The sequence below is a fragment of the Paenibacillus mendelii genome (assembly GCF_024498075.1).
Lineage (GTDB): Bacteria > Bacillota > Bacilli > Paenibacillales > Paenibacillaceae > Paenibacillus_Z > Paenibacillus_Z mendelii.
On sequence record NZ_JANHOF010000024.1, the window covers coordinates 45,937 to 71,758 of the forward strand.

The window sequence follows — 25,822 nt, forward strand, 5'->3', positions numbered from 1 at the left end:
ACCGTAGTGGATGATTGCAAAGCAAGTAGATGTCCAGTGGGGACTGAATAATATCGGCGTTGTCTAATGGATTGTAAGGCTGGTGATCGGAAGGGAATATATCGAATCTTGGAATAATGAAGGAGTGAACGCGTTGGACATGGCTTGGGAAGTGATCCGGCAAGCTGGAGGGGCGGCGCTGCAGCTGCTGCTGACACCGTATTATTACGTGGCTATTCTACTGATTATGCTGCAATACATGCGCCAAACTCGAATGATGCGCAAGCTCTTCCATGTTCGTCTGCATGCTTGGCCCCAGCTGCTCATGAGGACGGTACTCTCCGGTATCGTGGTCGGATTCTTTATTTCCTGCGCGGGGTTGTTCCTTGGCGTGTCTGTAACGGGCGAGGCTGTGCTCTGGATGTGGGGAACAGCAGCGGTCTTGGCCGCAGCGTCTGTGCGTTATTTATGCTTTGCCTATAGCGTGGGGATACTTGGGGTGCTGCAGTGGCTGCTGTTGTGGATACCGCTGGCGGAGCGAGGGGATTGGATCGGAACGGCGGCAGCTTCGCTGGGCCGGCTGGACATTCCGGGCCTGCTCGTGCTCGTGGCGCTCATGCATCTCGCGGAAGCGCTGCTGGTACGTATGCAGGGAGCCCGTTTTGCAAACCCCTTATTCCTTGAGGGCAAGCGGGGCAAGCTGATCGGCGGTTATATGCTGCAAGGCTATTGGCCGGTACCGCTGCTTATGCTTGTTCCAGGTACAGCTTCCGGAAGTGGCGTCGACGTCGGTCTGCCCTGGACGACGCTGCTGGACAGCAGCTTTCTCGGGAGCGGAGGCTGGACAATGGTCGGGTTTCCGATGATGATCGGCTTCACCGAAATGACCCGCACGATGCTGCCTAAGGCAAAGGCGCGGGCGGCTTCGTCAGCGCTGCTGTTGTATGCGCTCCTTGTAGGAGCAGTTGCCGTAGGAGCGGCATTCTGGTCGCCGCTCACCGTTGTTGCCGCGCTGTGTGCGCTTCTGCTGCATGAGATGCTCGTCCTGATGAGCAGGCTGCGGGAAACGACGAACAGCCCCTTTTATGTACATAATGAGCAGGGACTTCGCGTGCTGGCTGTTATTCCGGGCACGCCTGCGGAGGCGATGGGTATTCTAGCGGGCGAAGTCTTGCACAAGGTCAATGGCTTGAAGGTTCGGACCATTGAAGAGCTGTATGCCGCGCTGCATGTCCATTCCGCTTTCTGCAAGCTGGAGGTCTTCAATCTGGAAGGCCAATTGAAGTTTGTACAGCGTGCCCGGTATGCGAATGAGCATCATCAGCTCGGCGTGATACTGGCCCCGGACGAGAAGGCGGACTTCTATGCCGCTCCAGGTGCCGCGTCGCTTCTGGACCTCTTCCGTGGAGGGCGAACGGCGCGTCAGCGCGAAACGACGACGTCGATTTGATAAGTAAGCTGGACGGCAACAGAAAACATATACCGCTTAAACGAATACGCCCCATGGTCAACTTGACCATGGGGCATATTCGGCTTTACTCTACGATCCGCATGACGGTGATTTCCACGCGGCGGTTTTTTTGACGGTTGGCTTCCGTCGTATTAGGAGCGACAGGGCGAGTATCGCCGTAACCGGCGATTTCAAATTTTGTCGGATCGATCTTGGCTCCGTCTACGAAATACCTCAATACAGACAATGAACGGCCGGCCGATAGTCCCCAGTTGTCCTGGAATTCGCCGCCTTCCTGAATGGGCAAATTATCGGTATGGCCTTCGATGCTAATGGTATTATCGAGCTGCTTGAACAAGCTGGCGAGCTTATTGAGCACAGGCTTGGAATTGGTTTTCAAATCGGCTTTGCCTAGATCGAACAGAAATTGATCGGAGAGCCGAATCGCGATTCCTTTTGGCGTATCTGCAACAAAAACAAGACTTTCCAGATGGTTATCCTTGATGTAGCTTTGTATGACACGCAGCAGATCCTGCAGTTCCCGCTCCATCTGAACCTTCTCCGCCTTACGCCGTTCCTCATCCGGGTCGGTGACCTTCCCGGACGTATCGGCAGGCTTCGGCTGCTGAGCCTTATCGAGCGCTCCAGTCAAACCGGAGCCCTCTTCGAGAATCGAGTCCGCCTTGCGGAATTCAAACGTAAGCGATTGTGCAAGCACTTCATACTTTTTCATATCCAGCTGACTCATCGCGTACAGAATGACGAAAAAAATCATCAGCAGCGTAATCAGATCCGCATAGGTAATCAGCCAACGATCATGGCTTTCCGGAGCTTCGCTCCGACCGGAACGCCTTCTACTCCGCCGCATTCGTTCCCACCTTCTTCGCTAGGGGATTGTCCTGCTCCAGCAGCATGAAGGAGGTTAGCTTCTTGCAGATTAATTGCGGGTTTTCGCCGGCTTGCAGCGCTAGAATACCCTCCAGCTTGAGCTCCAGCATTTGCACCTGCTCCATGCTGGATGTTTTGATTTTGGAGGCAAGCGGCAAATAAATGACATTCGCGCTGGCAACCCCGTATAGGGTTGCGGTGAAGGCGACAGCGATCGAAGGGCCGAGTGAGCCTGGATCAGATAGATTGCTAAGGACGTGGATCAGACCCATAACGGTGCCGATGATACCCATGGTAGGCGCATACCCGCCGGCGGCTTCGAAAATTTTCGCCTGCTGCTCCCGTTTGCGTTCCAGCGCATCGATCTCAAGCTCCAGAATTTGTCTGGTGAGCTCCGGGTCGGTTCCGTCTACCACCATGAGAAGACCATTGCGTAAGAAAGGGTCCTTCAGTTCATTGGCTTCGGTCTCCAAGGCGAGCACGCCTTCCCGCCGGGCAATCGTAGCCATGTCCACGAGCTTGTCGATCATCTCATGCGGCTCGGAATCCGTCTTGCGGAAGGCATGCCGGAGCGCATCGGGAATTTGCTTGAGCTTGGAGGAAGGGAAGCTGACCACAACTGCCGCGAACGTGCCCCCGATAACGATCAGCAAGGCCGTTTTTTCAAAAAGACTTTCCGGGTGACCGCCTTCCCACAAAAAACCTAGAAATAATGCCAGAATCCCTGCGATAATACCAATGATCGTTGTAATGTCCATCTTTCTCTTTCACGCCCCGTCTTATGATTTATAATGTACCGTTCACAGGCCGCTATCTATCTTGTTGTCAACATCCACCGATTGCATCGGACCACGAAAATCGGTATAATAAACGAATGGGAACACATATTCTTATGTTGTCCGGGGCTTTGAGCTTGCTTACAGAACTGGAAGAAGCTCGGAGATATGCGAAATGACCGTGCAGACACAATGAACCCTTTACCTCAAGGCAAACGGGCAACAAATTTATGCACTTTTTTAATAGGATGCTGTCTAATTTATCGGGATTTATGGGTAACCTTTTAATAGGCCTTTTTTCATAGAAGCCATAGAATCGAGGTGTGAATGCATGGACGTGCACGAAACGCGGCAAAGGAAGCCGTTCGAGCTGAAATCGGAATACACGCCGCAGGGCGATCAGCCGGTAGCCATTCAGAAATTGGTGGAGGGTGTTGAAGCGGGCGAGCGGTATCAGACGCTGCTTGGCGCTACCGGTACAGGCAAGACGTACACCATCGCGAACACGATCGCGAAGCTGAACCGGCCAACGTTGGTCATTGCACATAACAAGACACTGGCTGCGCAGCTGTGCAGCGAGTTCAAGGAATTTTTTCCGGATAATGCCGTTTCTTACTTCGTCAGTTACTACGATTACTTTCAGCCGGAAGCGTATATTCCATCGTCGGATACGTATATCGAGAAGGATTCGAGCATCAATGACGAGATCGACAAGCTCCGGCACTCCGCCACGAGCTCCTTATTCGAGCGTACCGACGTCATCATCGTTGCCAGTGTATCCTGCATTTACGGTCTCGGTTCGCCTACGGAGTATGGCGGGCTTGTATTGAGTCTGCGCAAAGGCATGGAGAAGTCGCGCGATCAGATTCTGCATAAGCTCGTCGACATTCAATATCAGCGCAACGATATTAACTTTATTCGCGGAACCTTCCGCGTTCGCGGCGATATTATTGAAATTTTCCCGGTTGCGAACAACGAGCGGGCCATGCGCATCGAGCTGTTCGGTGACGAGATCGAGCGGATTACCGAGATTGATGTTCTGACCGGCGAGATCGTCGGCGAGCGCGACCATGTTGCGATATTCCCGGCATCTCACTTCGTTACCCATGAGGATACGATGCGCGTGGCATTGAAGAATATCGAAGCAGAGCTCGAAGAGCGTCTTGCCGAGATGAGGGAGCAAGGGAAGCTGCTGGAAGCCCAGCGCTTGGAGCAGCGCACCCGTTATGACATCGAGATGATGCAGGAGATGGGGTTCTGTTCCGGCATCGAGAACTACTCGGGGCCGCTGACGTTCCGCGAGCGGGGGGCGACGCCTTATACGCTCATGGATTATTTTCCGGACGATATGCTCGTCGTGGTCGATGAATCGCATGTGACGCTTCCGCAAATCCGGGCTATGTACAACGGGGACCGCGCCCGCAAGGAAGTCCTGGTCGATCATGGATTCCGGCTGCCGTCGGCAATGGACAACAGACCGCTTCGCTTCGAAGAGTTCGAGGAGAAGATGAAGCAGATCATCTACGTATCGGCCACGCCGGGTCCTTATGAGCTCGAGCATTGTCCGACGATGGTTGAGCAGATCATCCGTCCTACCGGCTTGGTCGATCCCATTATCGAAGTGCGTCCAACCAAAGGCCAAATCGATGACCTGCTTGTCGAAATCCGCGATCGTATCGCCAAAGACGAGCGCGTACTCGTCACGACGCTAACGAAGAAGATGTCGGAGGATCTAACCGATTATATGAAGGAAGTCGGCATTAAGGTGCGTTACCTCCATTCGGATATTAAGACGCTGGAGCGGCTTGCTATATTACGAGATTTACGTATGGGTACCTTCCATGTACTTGTCGGTATTAACCTGCTGAGGGAGGGGCTTGACCTGCCGGAGGTGACACTCGTCGCCATTCTCGACGCAGACAAAGAAGGCTTCCTGCGGTCGGAGCGTTCGCTCATCCAAACGATCGGACGTGCAGCCAGGAACTCAGACGGACGCGTCATCATGTATGGTGACAAAATCACAGACTCCATGGAGAAAGCACTCAAGGAGACGGAACGCCGCCGAACGATCCAAACCTCATACAATGTCAAACACGGCATCACGCCGCAGACGATTCGCAAGAAAATACATGAAGTTATTGAAGCAACGAAGGTAGCTGAGCAGAAGAGCGATTACTTGACCGGTGTCGGCGTCAACAAAATGTCGAAGAAAGAGCGTCAAGCGCTTGTTGGACGTCTCGAAGCCGAGATGAAAGATGCAGCTAAGAACCTGCAGTTCGAACGTGCGGCTGAGCTGCGCGATGCGCTGCTGGAGCTGAAGGCGGAAGTGGGCTGAGACAGCCAATCATATTGAAACATCAGCGATGAACGCCCTTAGCGGCGTCGCCGCATTGTATATCTCACCGTTGAAGGGCGGTTAGGCCGCTCGGACTTCAACTGAACCTAAGACACGGCTGCCAGGTTCGCACGGATGTGCACCTAAGGTTGTACGTACAGGAGGAGAGAAAGTAAGTGGCCAGCGATTCTATCGTAATTAAAGGGGCTAGAGCCCACAATTTAAAAAATATCGACGTCACGATCCCGCGCGACAAATTCATCGTGCTTACCGGCCTTAGCGGCTCGGGTAAATCATCGCTTGCGTTCGATACGATCTATGCGGAAGGGCAGCGGCGATACGTCGAATCGCTATCCGCTTATGCGCGTCAGTTTCTTGGCCAGATGGAGAAGCCGGATGTGGATTCTATCGACGGTTTGTCTCCGGCAATTTCGATCGACCAGAAGACGACGAGCCGCAACCCGCGCTCGACCGTCGGAACGGTGACGGAGATCTATGATTATCTACGACTGTTGTTTGCCAGGGTCGGAAAGCCGCACTGCCCGGAGCATGGCATTGAGATAACCGCTCAAACCGTGGAGCAGATTGTGGACCGCATCATGGAATATCCGGAACGGACCCGGCTGCAAATCATGGCGCCGATCGTCTCGGGCCGAAAGGGGGAGCATACGAAGCTGCTGGCAGATGTCTCGAAGCAGGGCTTCGTGCGTGTCCGGATTAACGGCGAGCTGCGCGATCTGAGTGAGAAGATCGAGCTCGAGAAGAACAAGAAGCATAATATCGAAGTGGTGGTTGACCGGATCGTTATTAAAGAGGAGATTCATACCCGCCTTGCCGATTCGATTGAAACCGCGCTTAAGCTGTCCGACGGCCAAGTATTGGTTGACGTGATGGATAAGGAAGAGCTGATGTTCAGCTCCAAGCTCGCGTGCCCGCAGTGCGGCTTCAGTATCGATGAGCTGGCACCGCGGATGTTTTCCTTCAACAGCCCCTTCGGTGCTTGTCCGGATTGCGACGGTTTAGGTGCCAAAATGATCGTCGATCCCGACTTGCTCGTACCGGATAACCGGAAGTCTATCGAGGGTGGAGCTTTTGAGGCGTGGGCGGGAAGCACATCCAACTACTATCCTCAATTCCTTCAAGCCGTGAGCCAGCATTATGGCATTCCAATGGATGTCCCGGTAAGCGAACTGTCGGATGAACATATGAAGAAGCTGATGTACGGAACCGGCGGGGAGCGTGTTCGATTCCGGTATGAGAATGATTTTGGCCACGCCAAGGAAGCTTATGTACCGTTTGAAGGTATCGTGCATAATTTGGAGCGCCGCTATCGGGAAACAGGCTCTGATGGCATCCGCGAGCATATTGAACAGTATATGAGCGCCAAGCCTTGCGGCGGCTGCAAAGGGAATCGTCTACGCAAGGAAAGCCTGGCTGTCACGATCGGTGCGCAGAATATTGCCTATGTGACTTCACTCTCAATTGGCGATGCGCAGCAGTTCTTCGACGGGTTAGAGCTTAGTGAGAAAGAGCGCACCATTGCGCAATTGATTCTGAAAGAAATCAACAGCCGATTGGGCTTTCTTGTCAACGTCGGGCTTGAATATTTGACGCTCAATCGGGCGGCAGGCACACTGTCTGGCGGTGAAGGACAGCGTATTCGTCTGGCGACTCAAATCGGTTCCAGCCTAATGGGTGTACTGTATATCCTGGATGAGCCGAGCATTGGGCTTCATCAGCGGGATAACGATAAACTGATTGGAACCTTGGAGCATATGCGTAACCTGGGCAATACGCTCATAGTCGTCGAGCACGACGAGGATACCATGCTGGCTGCGGATTACATTATTGATATCGGACCGGGTGCGGGTGTCCACGGCGGCAATATTGTCGCGCAAGGAACGCCAACAGAAGTGATGGCAAGCGAGAAGTCGCTGACAGGCGCATATTTAAGCGGCCGCAAGTTCATTCCGGTTCCTCTGAAACGCCGTCCGACTGGCGAGAAGTGGTTGGAGATACGGGGAGCGAAGGAGAACAACCTGCGCGGCATTAATGTGAAGGTGCCGCTTGGCGTATTCACAGCTGTCACCGGTGTTTCCGGGTCAGGCAAGTCCACGCTTGTGAACGAGATCCTCTACAAGACGTTGGCAAGAGACTTGAACCGTGCGAAAGTCCGCCCGGGCCAGCATAAAGAAATTCGCGGCCTGGAGCATATTGATAAGGTGATTGAAATCGATCAATCTCCGATCGGACGTACACCGCGCTCGAATCCGGCCACGTATACCGGTGTATTCGATGATATTCGGGATTTGTATGCGACGACAACCGAGTCTAAAGTACGCGGTTATAAGAAGGGACGCTTCAGCTTTAACGTCAAAGGCGGTCGCTGTGAAGCTTGCCGCGGGGACGGTATTATTAAGATCGAGATGCATTTCCTTCCGGATGTCTATGTACCTTGCGAAATTTGTAAGGGTAAACGATACAACCGGGAGACGCTGGACATTAAATACAAAGGCAAGAATATCGCAGACCTGCTGCAGATGACCATTGAACATGCCTGTGACTTCTTTACGAACGTGCCGCGTATTCATCGCAAGCTGCAGACGCTATTGGATGTAGGTCTGGGCTATATGACGCTGGGTCAACCGGCGACCACGATGTCCGGCGGTGAAGCACAGCGGGTTAAATTAGCGGCGGAGCTGTATCGCCGCAGCACGGGCAAGACGATGTATATTCTTGATGAGCCTACGACAGGACTGCACGTGGATGATATTGATCGGCTGCTTGTCATATTGCACCGCCTTGTTGATTCCGGCGAAACGGTATTGGTCATCGAGCATAATCTGGATGTCATTAAGACGGCCGATTACTTGATCGACCTGGGTCCGGAGGGCGGAAGCGGCGGCGGTGCGATCGTGGCGACGGGTTCGCCTGAGCAGGTAGTCAAAGTCGATGGATCCTATACAGGCCGTTACCTGAAGCCGATATTGGAGCGGGACAGCCAGCGGACGAAGGATGCGAATCTCGCATCGGAGGGCGTAGCCGCGGGTCGTGCGGATTAACGGCGAAGGCGAGCAACTGTAAGATTTGTTAAGCAAGTTATGGTCGTGCTCTCTCCAAACAAAGCCCTCCGGGATGCGGCGCGTAATGCGTTGTCCCGGAGGGTTTTGTGTTTATTATCGCGCGAATACACGTTAGAAGGGCAAACTTCGATAAAGTCTATCGGGCATACGCCAGTTCTGCCGCAGGGGTTGGTATTAAAAAACCTCCACAAGTACCGGAAGGCCCCTGTGGAGGTTTTGTTCGTATCTGCTTGAGATGATCAAGCGAATGAGAGCTATTGAGTTTTGGCAGCAAGAAGCTCGTTCAACTTTTCTTGGAAAGCCGAAGCGCCGACCCGATTCACGTAATGATGGAAGGATTCTCCCGTTTCGCGATTCTCTTTATAGAACAGAACAAGCTTTGCCAGGACACTGCCAATTTCGGTGCTTTTGACGCGGCCTTTGAGCGTGTGGTTGAACTTCGCGCCTGGGCCGAGTATGCCGCCGACTGCGATGTCGAAGGCATCGACCGTACCGTCTGGGGTACGGATCAGGGCGCCCTGCAAACCGATGTCAGCAATATGCTTCTGTCCGCAAGCGTTGGGGCAGCCGATGATGTGAATGCGGATTTTTTCATCTAATTCAACATGAGCATCCAGATATTCGGCAACATGGCGTGCGAGCTCTTTCGTCTCGACAACGGCGAGGTTGCAGAACTCATTGCCTGTGCACGATACGGTACGGCTCATGAATGGCTTCGCATGAGGCGACAGGCGGACGAGAACAGGCGATTGCAGCACTTCCTCGAGCTTCTCGGTTGGGATTCCGCTCAGAATGATGTTTTGGGACATCGTAGTGCGGATCTTACCGTCGCCGTATTTCTCAGCGATATCAGCCAGTTGTTCGAACTCGGCAGCCTCTGTACGGCCGACAGGTACATTCAAGCCGATAAAATGGAGACCATCCTGCTTCTGCTCGTAAGTGCCATCATAGTACACAGCATTCCAGCCCACCGTTTTGTTCTCGCCCTTGGAAGGCATATCGCCGATCAGCTCAATTAGCTTGTCTTTGAATTTCTCTACGCCCCAATCGGCAACAAGAAACTTGAGCCGGGCGTGGTGACGTTTCTCGCGGTAACCGTAATCGCGGAAGATCGTGGTAACGCCGATCGCTACCTTCAATACTTCTTCCGGGTGAATGAAGATATCCAGCTCTTGGGCCAGATGCGGTTTAGCTGAAAGGCCGCCGCCAACAAATGCGTGGAAGCCGATCGTTTCTTGGCCGTCAATTACTTTAGTGGCCGGCACGAATGCAAGGTCATTAATCTCTGCATTCGCATTGTTATAAATGTTGCCAGTGATGGACATTTTATATTTACGAGGCAAGTTTGAGAAATCGCGGTTCAGAAGGAAGAACTCATTCACTTCTTCGACAATGTCGACCGTGTCGATTAACTCATCCTTGTCGATTCCTGCCAGGGGGTTGCCGACAATTGTGCGCGGGCAGTCACCACAAGCCTCATAGGAGTAAAGACCGACTTCTTCGAGGCGGTTGAAGATGTCCGGCAGGTTCTCAACGCGCAGCCAGTGATACTGGATCGCTTGGCGTGTTGTCACGTCGATCAGATTGCGGCCATAATCGCGAGCGATCGAAGCAAGCGCACGTGCTTGCGGTGCCGTGATGATCCCGGTGTTGATGCGGACACGCATCATGAAATGGCCGTCACGGGGCTTCTGCTCATAAACACCAGCCCATTTGAACCGATTCATGTCGTCCTCTGGAATGGCGTCGTAGCCTTCCTTGGCATACTGATCAATAATGGTGCGGATGACGTCCAAGCCGTCCTTTTCCATTTTGATCAATTCGAATTTATTCAGTTTGGATGGGTCCTTCATCCATATAGGCTCATAAGTCATGGGGTGATTCCTCCTAGTTGCAATATCATCCTTCATTCAAATCCGACATTTCTGGTATGAATATTCTTCAGAAATGGTATCATATTTTACATAAAGCGACAATAACGGTGTGCTTCATCTATATAAGTTTTTATGATACGAAATATTGATACAGGTTATAATGAAGGAAAAGAAAATAAATGGTGACAAAGTTGTTACGATTCGCATTTCGGACTTGCAACAAAGCCCAGTTACGGATAACATAAACTAAGATAGGTAACGTGTGATAAGAAGGAGGTCCCCCCCATGTTTCTCGCAGAAGAAGCTGCGCAAGCGGCAAGTACGTTCGAACCGTTTGATATCATGATGCTGCTGTTCACATTGGTCATCTTCATCGGCTGGGTGCGTCTTTTGATGGCACGTCCGAAGAAGAACATCTTTGCAATCGGATTTACGACCGTTGCACTCCTCGTATTCCTGTTTGCTAACTATGTGATGGTTGTAAAAGTGTGGATGGGCTAATTCAAACGGGAAATCCCGTGTGAAAGCATAATAAGCCGCTGGGGTCTTGTGCGACAAGACTCTGGCGGCTTTTTTCGTTGCTGGAAGTGGATGAGGATGGCCGGAATTAATGCTCCAATTTCACGTGGTTTTTGAAGATGGAGGAATTGAGTTCGATAGTTGTTAATATGCAATTAAATCGAATTATTATATAGGTTTTTTTGATCTGAATTTATATAACTATCAATAGTGTTCGAGAAGGAAAACACAGATATTTATTATGTGTAATTATGCAATAATTACAGTGTCGTCTATTGCATAAGGTTAATCGGTTTTGCAAATTGTCTCACTTTTCAGCAGCCTGACTATGTTAAGATCCGCTCGCAGAACGTTCAACGTAAAAACAGTCCAACACGTTAGCAAGTGTTGGACTGTTTTGTGTTTGTGGTTTATATACGGTCAGACAAGCCGAAGCTTATACCCACCACATTTCTCCCAGCGGCTCGTTAATGAGCACCTGCTGAAGGTTTTGGACCGCTTTGGTGAAGCCTTCGTCCACTGACATGAGGCCGTCCTCATGCTCAATGCTGACGACATAGTCGTAACCGACAAGACGGAGCGCGCTCATGATATCCGCCCATACCTTCATGTCATGTCCATAGCCAACGGTACGGAACTGCCATGCGCGGTCAAGCATCAGCGCATAGGATTGCATATCCGTCACACCATGGTGGTTGATATTCACGGGATCGATCGATGTATCCTTCGCGTGGAAGTGGTGAATGGCGCCAGCGCGTCCAAGAATTTGGATCGCTTGCACCGGATCGATCCCTTGCCACCACATGTGGCTCGGGTCAAGGTTCGCGCCGATCGCGTCACCGGTAGCTTCGCGCAGGCGAAGCAGCGTTGCCGGGCTATGTACGGAGAAACCGCCGTGAAGCTCGAGACCGATTTTGATATTATGCTCAGTCGCTAATTTGGCAATTTCGGTCCAATACGGAATAACCTTCTCTTCCCACTGCCATTTCAGAATATCCTGGAAGTCGTTTGGCCATGGCGCTACCGGCCAGTTCGGATATTTCGCGTCTTCGTGGTCGCCAGGACAGCCTGAGAACGTGTTAACAACCGGTACGCCAAGCTTAGCGGCGAGTGCGATTGTTTTGCGGATAATCGCATCATGCTCGCTTGCAATCGCCTTTTGCGGATGCAGCGGATTGCCATGGCAGCTCAGGGCGCTGATCGTTAGGCCGCGAGAGGAGATGGCTTCTTTGAATGCTTGCAGCTTGCTCTCGTCCGCGAGCAGCACGTCGGGATCGCAATGCGCGTTGCCTGGGTAGCCGCCTGTACCGATCTCGATCGCTTGCAGCCCTTTGGAAGCGATGTAATCGAGTGCTTCCTCGAATGGTTTCTGGGCAAATAGAACGGAAAATACACCGAGTTTCATAGTTTAAAAAACCTCCCGTTTAATCATAAGTGTTAATGTATGGTTTTATTATAGCATGACCATTTGAAGAGAAAAGCTCCTTATGATCAAATAACAAAATCACATAATTAAATAGCAAACATGAGAATGTATTCCCTGCTTTGCTATTATTCGCATGGAATCGATTATTTTCGACAGGTCGTATCCATTGGATGGCAAAATAGAATTTATTTTGCCGACGGCGGGAATCTCATAATAACTAACAGCTGAAACGCTGTGGAATCACGGGCCAGGCTCTGTTACACTTAAGAGACTAGTAAGTATATAAAGGATGGCGGTAAGACATGAGTAAGTTGAAACGCGGAGATGTAGAGCTGCTGGCACCGGCCGGCGACTGGGATTGCATGAGAGCGGCCGTAGCAAACGGCGCCGATGCGATATTTTTTGGAGTGGAGAAATTTAATGCGCGGGCACGGGCGAATAATTTTCAAACGGACGAGCTGCCGGAAATTATGGCTTTTCTGCATAGCTATGGTGTGAAAGGGTTCCTTACATTTAATATATTGGTGTTCGAGAATGAGCTGGAGGATGCGAAGCGCTTAATCGAAGCATGTATTGATGCCGGCGTCGACGCGGTTATTGTACAGGATCTTGGACTTGTTAAGCTGATCCGCGAGCTTTCACCGGATTTCCCGATCCATGGTTCGACCCAGATGACAATTACGTCACCGGAAGCTGTGGAATTCACGAAGCCGTTCGATATTGAGCGTGTTGTTCTTGGCCGGGAGAATAATCTGAAGCAAATCAAAAAGATCGGCGAACAAGCGAAATTGCCGATGGAAGTATTCGTACACGGGGCACTGTGTGTATCGTACTCCGGGCAATGCTTGACATCGGAGATGTGGGGCGGACGTTCTGCGAATCGCGGAGAATGCGCACAAGCCTGCCGGTTGCCGTACGACCTTATGGTAGATGGCGAGCGGATGCCGATGGGCGATGTTACTTATCTGTTATCACCGAAGGATTTAGCTGCAATCGATTTAATGCCGGAGCTCATTGAAGCCGGCGTTACATCGTTTAAGATCGAAGGACGGTTGAAGACGCCGGAGTATGTGGCGAATGTCGTCAGCAAGTATCGCGCCGCGATAGACCGTTATTTCGACGGTGACCGGTCAGCTCCTTCCAAAGAAGAGATGCGCGAGCTGCAGCAGAGCTTCTCACGCGGCTTCACACATGGATTTCTGAGCGGAACGAACAACAAGCAGCTCGTTGAAGGAACGTTCCCTAAGAGCCGCGGCGTCTACCTGGGTCGCGTGGAGCGTGTGCTGCGGGATGCGGTTGTCTGCAAGCTCGAAGCGCCGCTGAAGCGCGGAGACGGAATTGTATTCGACGCGGGAGACCCGACCAAGAAGGAAGAAGGCGGGCGCGTCTACGATTTACGGCGCCAGGGAGTCAAGCTGGAGGGCGAGGCTCAGGAAGGCACGGTTCTGGAGCTGGTGCCGGGCCGCAATGATATCGATTTGCGCAGGGTGCATGTGGGTGATCGGGTGTGGAAGACGAATGATCCCGCACTCGACCGTCGTCTTCGAGCTACGTTCGAGACCGAGAAGCCCTATCGGACTTTCCCGCTTCATGTGAAGGTGCTAGGCGTTCTGGGTCAACCGCTCCGTACGTGGTGGACGGATGTGCAGAAAGAAACGACTGTTGAGGTCGTCTCCGAGCTGGAGCTGGAGCAAGCGCAGAAGCGGCCGATGGATCAGGCGCTTCTCGAAGAGCAGCTAGGCCGTCTTGGCGGCACTGTCTATCAGCTCGAGGCGTTGGACGCGGAGCTGAAGGGCGACTTGATTGTGCCGATCCGTGAATTGAACCGGATGAGGCGTGAAGCTGTAGAGCAGCTCGCCGGTGAACGGCCAAAACCGCCAGTGTATGTAAAGCGTCCGGTGGATACGTACTCGGATGTGCGAGTAAGGGACACAGCGGACGTTTCTACTAATAATAGCAATCGTCCTGCTGCCGCTCGGCTCACGGCGCTATGCCGCAGCTTGCCGCAAGTAGAGGCGGCGGTGCGCACCGGCGTAGGGATGGTTATAGCGGACTTTGAATTCGTTAAGCAGTTCCCGGCAGCGATGGAAATTGCCCGGAATGCCGGTAAACCGATCGCTTTGGCTACACCCCGCATTCATATGCCGGGCGAGAACGGCTACCACGCAAGTATCTTGAGAATGCAGCCGGATGCCGTACTCGTACGCAACACGGGAGCGCTATATTATTATTTGCGAGCGCGTGCCGAACGCACGGTGGAGCCGTTCCCGCAGCTGATCGGTGATTTCTCCTTGAACATCGCCAATCATAAAGCGGCGGATTTGTTCGTTGATGCAGGCTGCAGCTTGATTACGCCATCCTATGACCTGAACGTCCAGCAGATGTTTGATTTACTGCGCCGCACGGACACGTCGAAGATGGAAGTCGTCATTCACCAGCATTTGCCGATGTTCCATACGGAGCATTGCGTGTATTGCACCTTCCTTAGTGAAGGGACCGACTTTACAAACTGTGGCCGGCCGTGCGAAGAGCGCCGTGTTTCGCTGCAGGACCGAATCGGCATGTCCCACCCGGTGCGAGTGGATGAAGGCTGCCGTAATACCGTCTATAACGCGATCGAGCAATCCGGCGCCGAGTACTTGAGACAATTTGCCGATCTGGGCGTCGCCTCGTTCCGTATCGAATTTCTCGAGGAAACAGCTGATAAAGTGGAGGAAGTCATCGACCTTTATAGTGATGCTCTTGCAGGCCGTATTAATGGTACTCAAGTATGGCGCAGTCTGAAGGCCATAAATCAACTAGGTGTGACGCGTGGACAGCTGGTAAAATAAGATATTGAAATAGAGAGAGAGTAATCGGATGCGAACATCTGCAAGCTCTCTTTCTTTTTAACAATATTTATGAATATCAAGTAATTTATGAATCAACCGATAATCAATTAGGGTAACTAAATGGAGAATAATGCCTGAGGCTGTTATACATATCCACATTTCGAGTAATATCGTCAATTGTGGCAAGGATTTTAGCAAATAAACGCGAATAGTAACATTATATTACTTTGATAAAGAACGTGGGGACATGCGAATGGGACAACGGAACGATTCAGGTAGACAAAAGGACGCATGGGTGAATGAACTGCTGTCCCTAGAGCAGGCGATTCTAGATGGACAGAACTTGTCTGCGGATGAGCTTCGCGTCATACCGGCTGAAGTGCGGAAGCGATCACCGCTCTTGCTTCAGGCTGAATGTGAAGATGGTCTGCTTCAGGGAAGGCTGATCGAGACGAAGCACTTGCTCGAAACCGCACTTAAGGGGTTTGCCGCTCAGGCCAATGAGTCGGCGATGCTTGCCATGATGGGAATGCTTGGTTTGCTATATGAGCAGGTGGGTGACCGGAATGAATCGGTGCCGATCGTGACGCTGCTTCTACAGGAATGGAATCGGACACCGGAGGTGTGCAGCGGGTTTGTGCCCTGGGCATTAGCCCGTGCTTCAGCGAATGGCGGGCTTCCGGAAGGTACGGACAAGTACGAGCCTGAAGCGCTGTTCTGGCATGCGGCAGAACAGTTTGGCAATGAAGGCAAGCCGCTCTGGACGGCATTTGTTATGCTCGACCGCTTGTTGTACGATCCCTCGGCCGCCGCGTACGATCGCCCGGAATGGCGATTGCGGATACAGTGGTTGAATCGGCACTTGGATAAGGACAATCTTGGTATGGCGCTTATCGCAACGTTGACCGATGGCAATCCCAGCAGCAGGGACATTGCATGGCTGCCTGAGAGGTACGCCTACTTGGTCAAAGCGGTACTTCTGCAGACTGAGGATGAGAAGAAGCCGAGGCAATCGCTTGCATGCGATAACGAAATACAGTTTTATGTAACGGCGGCAGAGACGGAGCGCCTTCTTGAGCAGGGGGAGTATTCCGGTGCCCAGTCAGAGTACGACATGATGCTCCGCCTGCAGAAGCTGGTTACGACACCTGCTATCAATCGCAGATTGAATGCTGTTTCGGCAATGATGGGGCAATTAATCTCTAAAGACGATGAAGAGCCTGAAGCAGTCGAGGAGCCGTCACTCTCGGAAGTTGTCGAACAGGTAGATAATAGCCATCTTGTCGATATGTTCATTCCCCGGCATGCTTCGGTTCAGACGGATAGTCCGGATGAGAAGTGGCGTATTAAGCTGATGGGCGGCATACGCTTCAGTACAACAGACGGCACGTATGCCGAGCCAGCTTGGAAACGGCGCCGAGCTGGCGAGCTTCTTGTTTTTCTGCTGCTGCAGCCTGGATATAAAGCGAATCGAGAGCAGATCATTGATCGTGTGTTCGGTGAAGGCGAAACGGCCAAACGTTCGAACCAGCTCTATGTAACGCTCCATGATTTGAGACACACGCTGAAAGAAATGGGCATGTCCGATACCGTTTATGCCAAACGCGGCGTGATCGGGCTGGAGGAGCATGTGATCGAACAAATCGATGTAGAGACCTATGTGGCGCTCTCGCGAGTTGGCGATCAATTATGGATGGATGATAGAGAAGCAGCCTGCAGGCTTTACGATGAAGCGCTTCCTCTCTACGGCCAGCTTGCCACGGAGCTTCCTTCTGCGGAATGGCTGGAACGTCTCCGCGAGCAATTGCTTGACCGCCAGACCAACATGCTGAAGCGGATTGCGATATATTACTCAGAGCTGCAGGATGATGTGAGGGCCGAACAACGGTTGAACGAATGGATAGCCCTGCGGCCCGAGCAGGAGGAGGCCTACGAGACGATGATCCGACATTGCTTGGATAAAGGTCATCGAGCGGAAGCAATCAGCTGGTATAAACGCCTTGAGCGGATTTGCAAAGAGGAACTCGGAATTGAGCTGCTCGAGAAGACGAAGCGTCTGATATGGGAATAAAGAGCCCTTTCACGGAGGCATCCTCAATGAGATATGAGGGGGAACGGTTCCACGGCGTTGAGCGTGTGCGCGAACTGGAAACGCCTGTTGGTGCTGCGATGCCAACACGCGGGCAATTAAGACTTCGTCTGTTCGGGGTGTACGTATGCTCCTTCCTGGCCGGTATTCTCATATTACTCGGGGAACAACTACTCGTGCTGGATATTCCGTTTAAGAAGCTGCTAACGTTCTCGCTACCTGCTTCGCTGATCGGTGCGGTTGCTTTAGCATTCTTTCTTGCCATGCTGTCTATATGGAGATTGAAGCCGGTCTTCCGTATGAACTCAGATGTACCGTCAAGCGAAGGGGACGCAAGTGAAGCAGCCAAAGCGCTTAACCGATTGCTGACCCACCCCGGCGAGCTGTTATGCGGCATGGTTGGCTTAGGTTTTGTATACACGGTCGTGTTTTATTGGTTAGAAAGTCAGTATGCGGCGATCCGTCATGATTCGCTGCCTCCCATCGATTGGGGGGTCCTGATCGGTACGATAGCTGGCGAGATTAGCTTATTCATTACCATCGGGATCTTCATCTTCACGACAATTCGGCGGCTGCTGCTGCCGCTCGTTCTGCGCGTCCAGCCGCAGCCAGGACAATGGGATGGCAGAGCCTCCATTGCGTCGCCGCTCATCGTGACCTATACCAGCACCTTTCTGATAACCGTCTTGAACCTGTTTCAGCTGGCGGTTATTGCGAAGGGATCAGGCGAACCGCAAAGTCCACTGCTGATCGGTGGAATAGCCTTGTTTTATTTCATGCTCGGTACAAGCCTGTTCGGTTACGTTACGCTTCAGTTCAGGCAGGAGCTCCGCTCGCTGGTTCGAAATATTCAAGAGCTTAGCGGAGGCGGCCAGAAGCTTGGCAGCAGAATGCCGGTCGTTTCCTATGACGAGGCAGGCGAGCTGGCTTCAGCCTTCAACGAAATGCAATCCCGGATAGACCGGGAATACGATTCCCTGGAGAAAGAGCTGAAGCTGGCTTACAACGTACAGCAAAAGCTGCTTCCGCCCGGTGATTTGACGATAGGCTCCTATCGAATCGCCGCCAGATGCCAGCCTTACAGCAATGTGGGCGGCGACTTTTTCGATGTGGTGATGCTTGGGCCCAAGAGCTTTGCGATTATGATTGGCGATGTCTCGGGCAAAGGCGTGCCAGCAGCGCTCATCATGTCAGCACTCCTTCTGCTCTTTCGTGCAGAAATAAGGCGAAACGGAAATCCCGCGGAAGTTCTGGCGCGTATGAACCGCCAGTTATGCGAGGCGATGGGGGATGATGGCGCGGTCACGATCGGCGTAGGTGTGATTGATACGACGAGCGATACCGTCCGGTATGCAAGCGCGGGTCACTTATCTCCTTACATCGTAGCTCCGAACGGTTCGGTTATTACAGTCGATTGCAGCTCGCTGCCGATTGGTTTCGATACGGAAGTGGTCTATCAAGAAACGCTCCTGCAGCTCAACCCGGGAGACCGGTTTGTTCTATATACAGACGGCATAATCGAATCGATGGATGGGAGCGGGCATATGTACGGCTTTGATGGGTTGGAGAAGGAAATTTCGTCATGGAAGCCATGCGACGATCTGCCTCAACTGGTTGATGAATGGCTGGCGCGGATGGACGCACACTCCGCAGAGGGGAAGGATGATCGGACAATCGTGGTACTAGAACTTGTCCAGGCCTACAGGAGCCAGGCCGTCCAGCGCGAGGCAATTAGCAGCGGGCATTTGTCTGAGCTCATGCCGAGCAGCTTCTTCTCGAATGAATGGTCGCTGCGCAGCCGAATGGGCGATGAACGGGGGATTGCCGAGCAAATCGGCAGCTTTATTACCGAATTCTGGCCGGAGACGAACTTGCACGAGGATGTTCAAAGCGCTGTAGCCGAAGCTATCATGAATGCCATGGAGCATGGTAACAAGCTTGATCCGCTGGCTCAGGTTACCGTCCAGGCGCAAATCGGCAGCTTGCTTGCGGTCATCCGGGTTTATGACGAAGGGGGCGGGTACTTCCCGCATGTCTCCCGGGATGAGACGGAAATGGCCAAGAAAAGGGAGTCGGATGATCCGCGAGGCTGGGGGCTTGTCATTATTGATTCATTATCCGATTACTGGGCAACCGGCAGAGATGAACGCGGTTTCTATATGGAATTGTACTTTATGCGTATTATGAATAAATAACGAGAATAACAAGGGGTGTGAATGCAGTGGAACTGCCTTTAGTCATCGAGCGGCGCCAATTTCCAAGTGGCAGCGTGCTGCAGCTGAGAGGCGATCTGACGAAAATGTCCGAGAACGAGCTGTTAGACGGGTTAGCAGGCGGGCTTGACGAGAGTGTTCGATTCTTAGCGCTTGATCTGACGGGTGTATCTTATATCAACAGCGGCGGCATGGCCGTTCTGATCCGCTTGGCGCGGATTGCGCGGAGAGCTGGCGTTCACACGTTCGCTTGGGGCGTTACGCCGCATTACGAGAAGCTCTTCCGTATGGTCGGGCTTACGGAGTGGCTGATGCTGTATCCGAATGAGTTTGCTGTTATGCAGCGGATCGAAGCATTGGATTTGTAAAAAGAAAGGCAAGTGGAGGCTACCATGCAATCGGCAATTTACGAAACATGGCGACATGTGTTTAAGCTTGATCCCGAACGGGAAATATCCGATGAGACGCTGGACGCGGTATGTATGTCGGGTACGGATGCGGTCATCGTTGGCGGAACGACCGGCGTGACCTATGATAACACGGTTGATTTGCTATCGCGGATTCGCCGATACGAAGTGCCCTGTGCACTCGAAGTGTCGGGCGAGGCTTCGGCCGTTCCCGGCTTCGACTATTATTTTATTCCAATGGTTCTCAATACGGATCGAGCGGAATGGCTGATTGGACATCAGGTTGAAGCGCTGCGCAGGCTGGGTGCCTTTATCCCGTGGGACCAAACGGCGGCAGAGGGCTACCTTATTCTGAATCCGGATGCCAAGGCTGCCCAGCTGACGGGTGCGAGAACGGATTTGGATGCGGAGAGTCTTGCGGCATATGTCTATATGGCTGACAGGTTGATGCGGCTGCCCATCGTATACATTGAATACAGCGGTACTTATGGGGATATGTCGCTCGTCAAGCGGGCGTGCAAATCGGTGACCGGCGCCAGAGTGTTCTATGGAGGCGGCATTGACAGTGCGGACAAAGCCCGCCAGGCGGCGGAAGCGGCGCACACGGTTATTGTCGGCAATGCCATATATGATGATCGGTTAGAAGCGGCGCTCTCCACCGTGCAGGCGGTACGGGAGACCGTGTGCGGGCTGCGCGGCTAATGGGCCGCTGGAAAGTCCAATGGTGAGCTATCACCGGCTTTAGGCCGAATCGACCGTTTGCGGTGGGTTCGGCTTGAGAGCCGGTTTCTTTTTTTTCTAAAAAATGTATCGCGAAACAGGTCCATATCCTGCAGAATCAAATTGACACTCATGGCCTTGTTGTCTAGACTGAAGATAGGCGAACAAATGCGAACAAAAGGAGTTTTATTCCTCATATGTTAAATGAATTTGGAATCGATCAGGCGGTTCAGAAGCTGAATCCGCCGCAGCGGGAAGCGGTTCAGGCCACGGAAGGCCCTTTACTCATAATGGCGGGAGCGGGCAGTGGCAAGACGCGCGTGTTGACGCACCGTATCGCATATTTAATTGAAAAACGGCGTGTGGCGCCATGGAGCATTCTAGCCATTACATTTACGAATAAAGCATCTCGCGAAATGCAGCAGCGGGTAGCTTCGTTAGTCGGACCGTCGGGTCAGGATATTTGGGTATCGACCTTTCACTCGATGTGCGTACGCATATTGCGCAAAGACATCAGCCGCATCGGCTTCACGTCCAGCTTCTCCATCCTGGACTCGGCCGATCAGCTGTCCGTCATCCGAAATTGCATGAAGGACATGAACATCGATACGAAGAAGTTTGAGCCCAAAGCCGTTCAGGCCAAAATCGGCGGTGCCAAGAACGAATTGCTTACACCCGAGCGATTCGAGAACAAAATCGGCGATTATTTCGATGATATTGTGGCTAAAGTGTACAAAGCCTACCAGCGGAGACTGAAGAGTAACAATTCACTCGACTTCGACGACTTGATTATGACCACGATTCAACTGTTCAAGGAAGTGCCGGAAGTTCTCGATTTCTACCAGAACAAGTTTCGTTATATCCATGTCGACGAATATCAAGATACCAATAAAGCGCAGTACATGCTGTGCCGCATGCTAGCCGACAAGCATCACAATATTTGCGTCGTCGGGGACAGCGACCAGTCGATTTATCGCTGGCGCGGAGCCGACATCTCAAACATTTTGAATTTCGAAGAGGATTATCCGGAAGCCCGGACGATTATGCTCGAGCAAAACTACCGGTCGTCTGCGAATATTCTGAACGCTGCGAATGCCGTAATTAAGCTGAATACCGGCCGCAAACCGAAGAAGCTGTGGACCGACCAAGGCGAAGGTGATGCCATCACTGTCTATCAGGCGGATTCGGAGCATGAAGAAGGGTACTACGTCACCTCCGAGATCCAGAGCGGTGTTGCAAAAGGTCATAAATACGGCGATCATGCGATATTGTACCGGACGAACGCCCAGTCGCGGGTCATTGAGGAAACGCTCATCAAATCCGATATTCCGTATCAAATTGTCGGCGGAATCAAATTCTATGACCGTAAAGAGATTAAAGACTTGCTTGCGTTCCTTCGTCTCATCTCAAACCCGGATGATGATCTCAGCTTGCAGCGGATCGTCAATGTCCCTAAGCGGGGAATCGGGGATACAACGATTGCAAAGCTATCCGAGCTTGCCGTTGAACGCGGAATTTCGATCTTCGCTCTGCTGGATGAGCTCGATTGGATCGACGTGACAGGCAGGGCGCGCACATCCTTGAAGGAATTCCACGATATGATGCTTCACTTGAAGCGGATGGAAGAGGAACTGTCCGTGACGGAGCTGACGGAGAAGCTGCTCGAGATGAGCGGGTACCGTGAGGAGCTCCGCCGGGAGAATACCTTGGAATCCACGGCGCGGCTTGAGAATATCGACGAGTTTCTGTCTGTAACGCTGGAGTTCGAGAAACGCAATGACGACAAGACGCTTGTCGCCTTCTTAACCGATTTGGCCCTGATAGCAGATATCGATTCGATGGATAAGGATGAACCGGAAAGCGGTATTAAGGATGCAGTCGTTCTCATGACCATGCACAGCGCCAAAGGCCTGGAATTTCCTGTTGTCTTTATTATTGGGATGGAGGAAGGCGTCTTCCCGCACAGCCGTGCGTTGATGGATAACGATGAGCTGGAGGAAGAACGGCGGCTCGCCTATGTGGGGATCACCCGGGCGGAGAAACGTCTATTCTTGACCTGCGCACGGATGCGGACGTTGTTCGGGCGCACGAATTCGAACATGCCTTCCCGTTTCTTGCGGGAAGTGCCGGATGAAGTGAAGGAAGAGGCTGCGGTCACCGGACGCATAGGCGGCCGTTCAATAGGGGGTATTGGAGCGGGAAGCCGGTATGCAGGCAGTTCCTCAGGGGCTGGCGGTACGTCCGGTTTCGGATACCGCGGACAGACGGGCGGCGGTTCTGCCGGAGCCGCAGCCGGCAATCCTCGAGGCGGCGTGCGCGTAAGTACGCCGCTGGATGATGCCAGAGCGGCTTCCGGCCAAGGGGCAGCGGCCGGTGGGGGAGCGCGCGACTTCAAAGTTAGCGACAAGGTATCACACGGCAAATGGGGAGTCGGTACCGTTGTCTCGGTGAAGGGATCGGGGAACGATACGGAGCTGCAGATTGCATTCCCTGCGCCGGTTGGAATAAAGAAACTGCTTGCCAGCTTTGCGCCGATTACAAAAGTAGATTAAGGAACGCAGCCAGATTGCATACGTATCATATCGTCCATTAAGAGAGGGAGAGTGCCCGATGTCGACGGCCATGGAACCTGGCAAGGAAGCGCAGCCGCATAAACTCGCACGCATGAGAGAGCTGGCGGACTTAATTGAACAGTACAACCATAGTTACTACACGCTGGATCAACCTACGATCAGCGACAAAGAGTATGATGCGCTTTATGACGAATTAGTTCATTTGGAACAGGAGACCGGCGTTGCGCTGCCTGAATCGCCTACACTTCGCGTTGGCGGGGATATTTTAAAGGGCTTTGAACCGCATCGCCATCGTTCCAGACTCTGGAGTCTCGATAAAGCTCAAGACGGAGAGGATTTGCTGGCGTGGAACGCTCGGGTTATCAAGGCCATTAACGATTTCAACACCAAGAACCCTGATGAAGAGCCGCTGCCGGAGCCCAGTTATGTCATCGAACAGAAATTTGACGGACTAACCCTTAACTTAACGTATGAAGACGGACGTCTTGTGCAGGCGGCGACCCGCGGCAATGGCGTAGTTGGCGAAGGTATTCTGGCTCAAGTGAAGACGATGAAGTCCATTCCGCTTAAAATTCCTTTCGACGAGGGGATTATCGAGGTGCAGGGCGAAGGGATTATGCATCTCTCCACACTGGAAGCCTATAATCGCACGGCTGCAGAACCGCTCAAGAATGCCCGCAATGCGGCTGCCGGAGCGCTGCGCAACCAGAATCCGCGTATTACGGCAGAAAGAAAGCTCAGTGCTTTCTTCTATAATATTGGTTATGCGGACGGGGTGGGCTTCGATACCCATCAGCAAATGCTGCAGTTTTTACGCGATAACCGATTCAAAGTAAATCCGTATGCTACTTATTGGAGTACGATCGAAGAAGTGCGGGCGGAGCTTGAACGAATAGCGGAGATTCGCGGAACCCTTGATTATTTGATAGACGGTGCTGTCGTGAAGCTGACAGACATGCGTACGCGCGAGGTATTAGGGTATACCGATAAATTTCCGCGTTGGGCCGTCGCCTTCAAATTCGAAGCAGAAGAAACGACCACCGTACTGGAGTCGGTATCCTGGGAGGTAGGGCGCACAGGCAAGATTACGCCGGTTGCCCGCGTGGAAGCCGTTGAACTTGCAGGGGTAACCGTTCAGAATTGTACGCTTAACAATATTGGCGATATCGAAAGGAAGAATCTGAAGCATGCGCTGGGTGCGCGTGTCTTTATCCGTCGATCGAACGACGTAATTCCTGAGATTCTGGGAAGGGCGGATGACGAGGAAGGCGCGGAAATTATTTTTCCGGAGATTTGTCCATCCTGCGGGACGACGCTTGAGCAGCGCGGGGCTCATCTGTTCTGCAACAACAAGCTGGGGTGCAGGCCTCAGACAATCGCTCGCATCACGCACTTCTCATCACGGGACGCCATGGATATTGAATCTTTCAGTATTATGACGGCGGAACAGCTGTTTGATGAATGCGGCGTACGCGATCCAGCGGATCTGTATGCGTTAACCTATGAGAATCTCATTGGCCTCGATCGGTTTGGCGACAAGAAGGCGCGTAAGCTGCTCGAAGCAATCGATAAGTCCAAGCAGCGCGATCTAGCAGCCTTTTTGTTTGCACTGGGCATTCCTAATACGGGTAAAGCGACGACAAAGATGCTTGCCGATCATTTTGGAAGTCTTGCCTCTATCCGTGGGGCCACTGTGGAAGAGCTGATTGGTCTGCCCGATGTCGGAGGTATTGTTGCGGACAGCATCTGGATGTATTTCCGCGACCCTGTTGCGGTGGATAGCATTGACCGCATGCTGGCGCTAGGCGTGAAGGCGGAAGCGGAGTTGACAGTGGAAGTGCGCACAGACAGTTTATTTAGCGGGAAGACTGTCGTGCTGACGGGAACGTTAACAGCCATGACCCGGGATGAGGCAGCGCGTAAGCTGGAAGCATTAGGAGCCAAAATTAGCGGCAGTGTATCGAAGAAGACCGACTTCGTCATTGCGGGCGAGAGCGCCGGAAGCAAGCTGACGAAAGCTCGCGATCTAGGTGTTACCGTCATTGAGGATGAGAACGAGCTGCTTCGGCTGCTCGGCGAATAAGCAAGCTCTACGCCAGCTGCAGAGGGGCATTAAACCTTCTGCAGCTTTTGTCATTTATTACAAGTTGTATTCCTCCTGTGGATGTGTTAAATTATTTCTTGTCGCTTTCGAAGCGCTGCTAACAACCGATTATCACCGATAATAAATAAGTGAAACAAGTTGTTGACAACGGATTTGAAAGCTGGTATTATAAACAACTGTCACGACAGAAAGTGACAGCAAGTTCTTTGAAAACTGAACATATGGATCACGTCAATCCGACAAGATTTAACAAGTAATGAGCTAACAAGCTTATCAATATAGTCGGCCTTCGGGCCGCACTTTTATGGAGAGTTTGATCCTGGCTCAGGACGAACGCTGGCGGCGTGCCTAATACATGCAAGTCGAGCGAATTTCATTGAAAGCTTGCTTTCAATGGAGTTAGCGGCGGACGGGTGAGTAACACGTAGGTAACCTGCCTGCAAGACTGGGATAACATTCGGAAACGAATGCTAATACCGGATACGCAATTCTCTCGCATGAGGGAATTGGGAAAGGCGGAGCAATCTGCCACTTGTAGATGGACCTGCGGCGCAT

The 25,822-nt window shown here is 52.3% G+C and carries 15 protein-coding genes and 1 rRNA gene; 12 read left to right on the top strand and 4 right to left on the bottom strand.

The annotated features are described in order from the left end of the window. Window positions 1-139: 139 nt before the first annotated feature. Window positions 140-1,429, top strand: coding sequence for a PDZ domain-containing protein (locus NNL21_RS33250; protein ID WP_256555660.1), 1,290 nt, complete (start codon window positions 140-142; stop codon window positions 1,427-1,429). Between the two features lie 85 nt (window positions 1,430-1,514). Here NNL21_RS33250 and NNL21_RS33255 read toward each other — a convergent pair whose 3' ends face one another. Together NNL21_RS33255 and NNL21_RS33260 are read right to left on the bottom strand one after the other, a co-directional pair. After that, window positions 1,515-2,297, bottom strand: a complete 783-nt coding sequence (locus NNL21_RS33255) for an OmpA/MotB family protein (RefSeq protein ID WP_204820005.1) — start codon at window positions 2,295-2,297, stop codon at window positions 1,515-1,517. Continuing rightward, window positions 2,284-3,075, bottom strand: coding sequence for a flagellar motor protein (locus NNL21_RS33260; RefSeq protein ID WP_204820004.1), 792 nt, complete (start codon window positions 3,073-3,075; stop codon window positions 2,284-2,286). The genes NNL21_RS33255 and NNL21_RS33260 overlap by 14 nt, the downstream gene beginning before the upstream one ends. 349 nt (window positions 3,076-3,424) lie before the next feature. Here NNL21_RS33260 and uvrB point away from each other — a divergent pair, with 349 nt between their 5' ends. Together uvrB and uvrA are read left to right on the top strand one after the other, a co-directional pair. Further along, entirely contained in the window at window positions 3,425-5,428 is a 2,004-nt protein-coding gene (gene uvrB / locus NNL21_RS33265) for an excinuclease ABC subunit UvrB (RefSeq protein WP_204820003.1), read from the top strand. Between the two features lie 176 nt (window positions 5,429-5,604). Then, window positions 5,605-8,490, top strand: a complete 2,886-nt coding sequence (gene uvrA, locus NNL21_RS33270; RefSeq protein WP_204820002.1) for an excinuclease ABC subunit UvrA — start codon at window positions 5,605-5,607, stop codon at window positions 8,488-8,490. A gap of 275 nt (window positions 8,491-8,765) precedes the next feature. Here the strand turns inward: uvrA and NNL21_RS33275 are convergent, their stop codons facing one another. Next, entirely contained in the window at window positions 8,766-10,385 is a 1,620-nt protein-coding gene (locus tag NNL21_RS33275; RefSeq protein WP_204820001.1) for a nitrite/sulfite reductase, read from the bottom strand. Window positions 10,386-10,670: 285 nt separating this feature from the next. Here NNL21_RS33275 and NNL21_RS33280 point away from each other — a divergent pair, with 285 nt between their 5' ends. Then, a complete protein-coding gene (locus NNL21_RS33280; RefSeq protein WP_204820000.1) occupies window positions 10,671-10,886 on the top strand; it encodes a hypothetical protein in 216 nt (71 codons plus the stop codon). Between the two features lie 454 nt (window positions 10,887-11,340). Here NNL21_RS33280 and NNL21_RS33285 read toward each other — a convergent pair whose 3' ends face one another. Then, on the bottom strand, window positions 11,341-12,309 hold the full coding sequence (locus NNL21_RS33285) for a sugar phosphate isomerase/epimerase family protein (protein WP_204819999.1): 969 nt from the start codon (window positions 12,307-12,309) through the stop codon (window positions 11,341-11,343). Between the two features lie 323 nt (window positions 12,310-12,632). On the opposite strand from NNL21_RS33285, the gene NNL21_RS33290 reads away from it, so the two are divergent. The 8 genes from NNL21_RS33290 to NNL21_RS33325 form a co-directional block, all read left to right on the top strand. Further along, window positions 12,633-15,161: a U32 family peptidase gene (locus NNL21_RS33290; RefSeq protein ID WP_204819998.1), complete on the top strand. Its 2,529-nt coding sequence runs from the start codon at window positions 12,633-12,635 to the stop codon at window positions 15,159-15,161. Between the two features lie 253 nt (window positions 15,162-15,414). Continuing rightward, window positions 15,415-17,232 carry an AfsR/SARP family transcriptional regulator gene (locus tag NNL21_RS33295; RefSeq protein ID WP_204819997.1) on the top strand — a complete coding sequence of 606 codons (1,818 nt, stop codon included), beginning with the start codon at window positions 15,415-15,417 and terminating at the stop codon, window positions 17,230-17,232. Between the two features lie 26 nt (window positions 17,233-17,258). Then, on the top strand, window positions 17,259-19,445 hold the full coding sequence (locus tag NNL21_RS33300) for an ATP-binding SpoIIE family protein phosphatase (RefSeq protein ID WP_204819996.1): 2,187 nt from the start codon (window positions 17,259-17,261) through the stop codon (window positions 19,443-19,445). A gap of 26 nt (window positions 19,446-19,471) precedes the next feature. Next, window positions 19,472-19,831 (top strand): STAS domain-containing protein, encoded by a 360-nt coding sequence (locus tag NNL21_RS33305; protein ID WP_256555657.1) that lies wholly within the window; start codon window positions 19,472-19,474, stop codon window positions 19,829-19,831. Window positions 19,832-19,855: 24 nt separating this feature from the next. Further along, window positions 19,856-20,572, top strand: coding sequence for a heptaprenylglyceryl phosphate synthase (gene pcrB / locus NNL21_RS33310; protein ID WP_204819994.1), 717 nt, complete (start codon window positions 19,856-19,858; stop codon window positions 20,570-20,572). Between the two features lie 215 nt (window positions 20,573-20,787). Further along, the gene (gene pcrA, locus NNL21_RS33315; RefSeq protein WP_204819993.1) at window positions 20,788-23,142 is read left to right on the top strand and encodes a DNA helicase PcrA; all 2,355 of its coding nucleotides are present in this window, start codon (window positions 20,788-20,790) and stop codon (window positions 23,140-23,142) included. A 58-nt stretch (window positions 23,143-23,200) separates the two neighbouring features. Further along, a complete protein-coding gene (ligA, locus tag NNL21_RS33320) occupies window positions 23,201-25,246 on the top strand; it encodes an NAD-dependent DNA ligase LigA (protein WP_256555658.1) in 2,046 nt (681 codons plus the stop codon). Between the two features lie 322 nt (window positions 25,247-25,568). Beyond that, window positions 25,569-25,822: ribosomal RNA gene (locus tag NNL21_RS33325) — 16S ribosomal RNA — on the top strand; the annotation flags it as partial.

Coding starts and splice junctions, on each gene's coding strand:
- ligA (WP_256555658.1), top strand. CDS start 23,201: ATGTCGACGGCCATGGAACCTGGCAAGGAAGCGCAGCCGCATAAACTC.
- uvrB (WP_204820003.1), top strand. CDS start 3,425: ATGGACGTGCACGAAACGCGGCAAAGGAAGCCGTTCGAGCTGAAATCG.
- NNL21_RS33250 (WP_256555660.1), top strand. CDS start 140: ATGGCTTGGGAAGTGATCCGGCAAGCTGGAGGGGCGGCGCTGCAGCTG.
- NNL21_RS33285 (WP_204819999.1), bottom strand. CDS start 12,309: ATGAAACTCGGTGTATTTTCCGTTCTATTTGCCCAGAAACCATTCGAG.
- NNL21_RS33295 (WP_204819997.1), top strand. CDS start 15,415: ATGGGACAACGGAACGATTCAGGTAGACAAAAGGACGCATGGGTGAAT.
- NNL21_RS33260 (WP_204820004.1), bottom strand. CDS start 3,075: ATGGACATTACAACGATCATTGGTATTATCGCAGGGATTCTGGCATTA.
- pcrB (WP_204819994.1), top strand. CDS start 19,856: ATGCAATCGGCAATTTACGAAACATGGCGACATGTGTTTAAGCTTGAT.
- NNL21_RS33290 (WP_204819998.1), top strand. CDS start 12,633: ATGAGTAAGTTGAAACGCGGAGATGTAGAGCTGCTGGCACCGGCCGGC.
- NNL21_RS33300 (WP_204819996.1), top strand. CDS start 17,259: ATGAGATATGAGGGGGAACGGTTCCACGGCGTTGAGCGTGTGCGCGAA.
- pcrA (WP_204819993.1), top strand. CDS start 20,788: ATGTTAAATGAATTTGGAATCGATCAGGCGGTTCAGAAGCTGAATCCG.
- NNL21_RS33275 (WP_204820001.1), bottom strand. CDS start 10,385: ATGACTTATGAGCCTATATGGATGAAGGACCCATCCAAACTGAATAAA.
- NNL21_RS33255 (WP_204820005.1), bottom strand. CDS start 2,297: ATGCGGCGGAGTAGAAGGCGTTCCGGTCGGAGCGAAGCTCCGGAAAGC.
- NNL21_RS33280 (WP_204820000.1), top strand. CDS start 10,671: ATGTTTCTCGCAGAAGAAGCTGCGCAAGCGGCAAGTACGTTCGAACCG.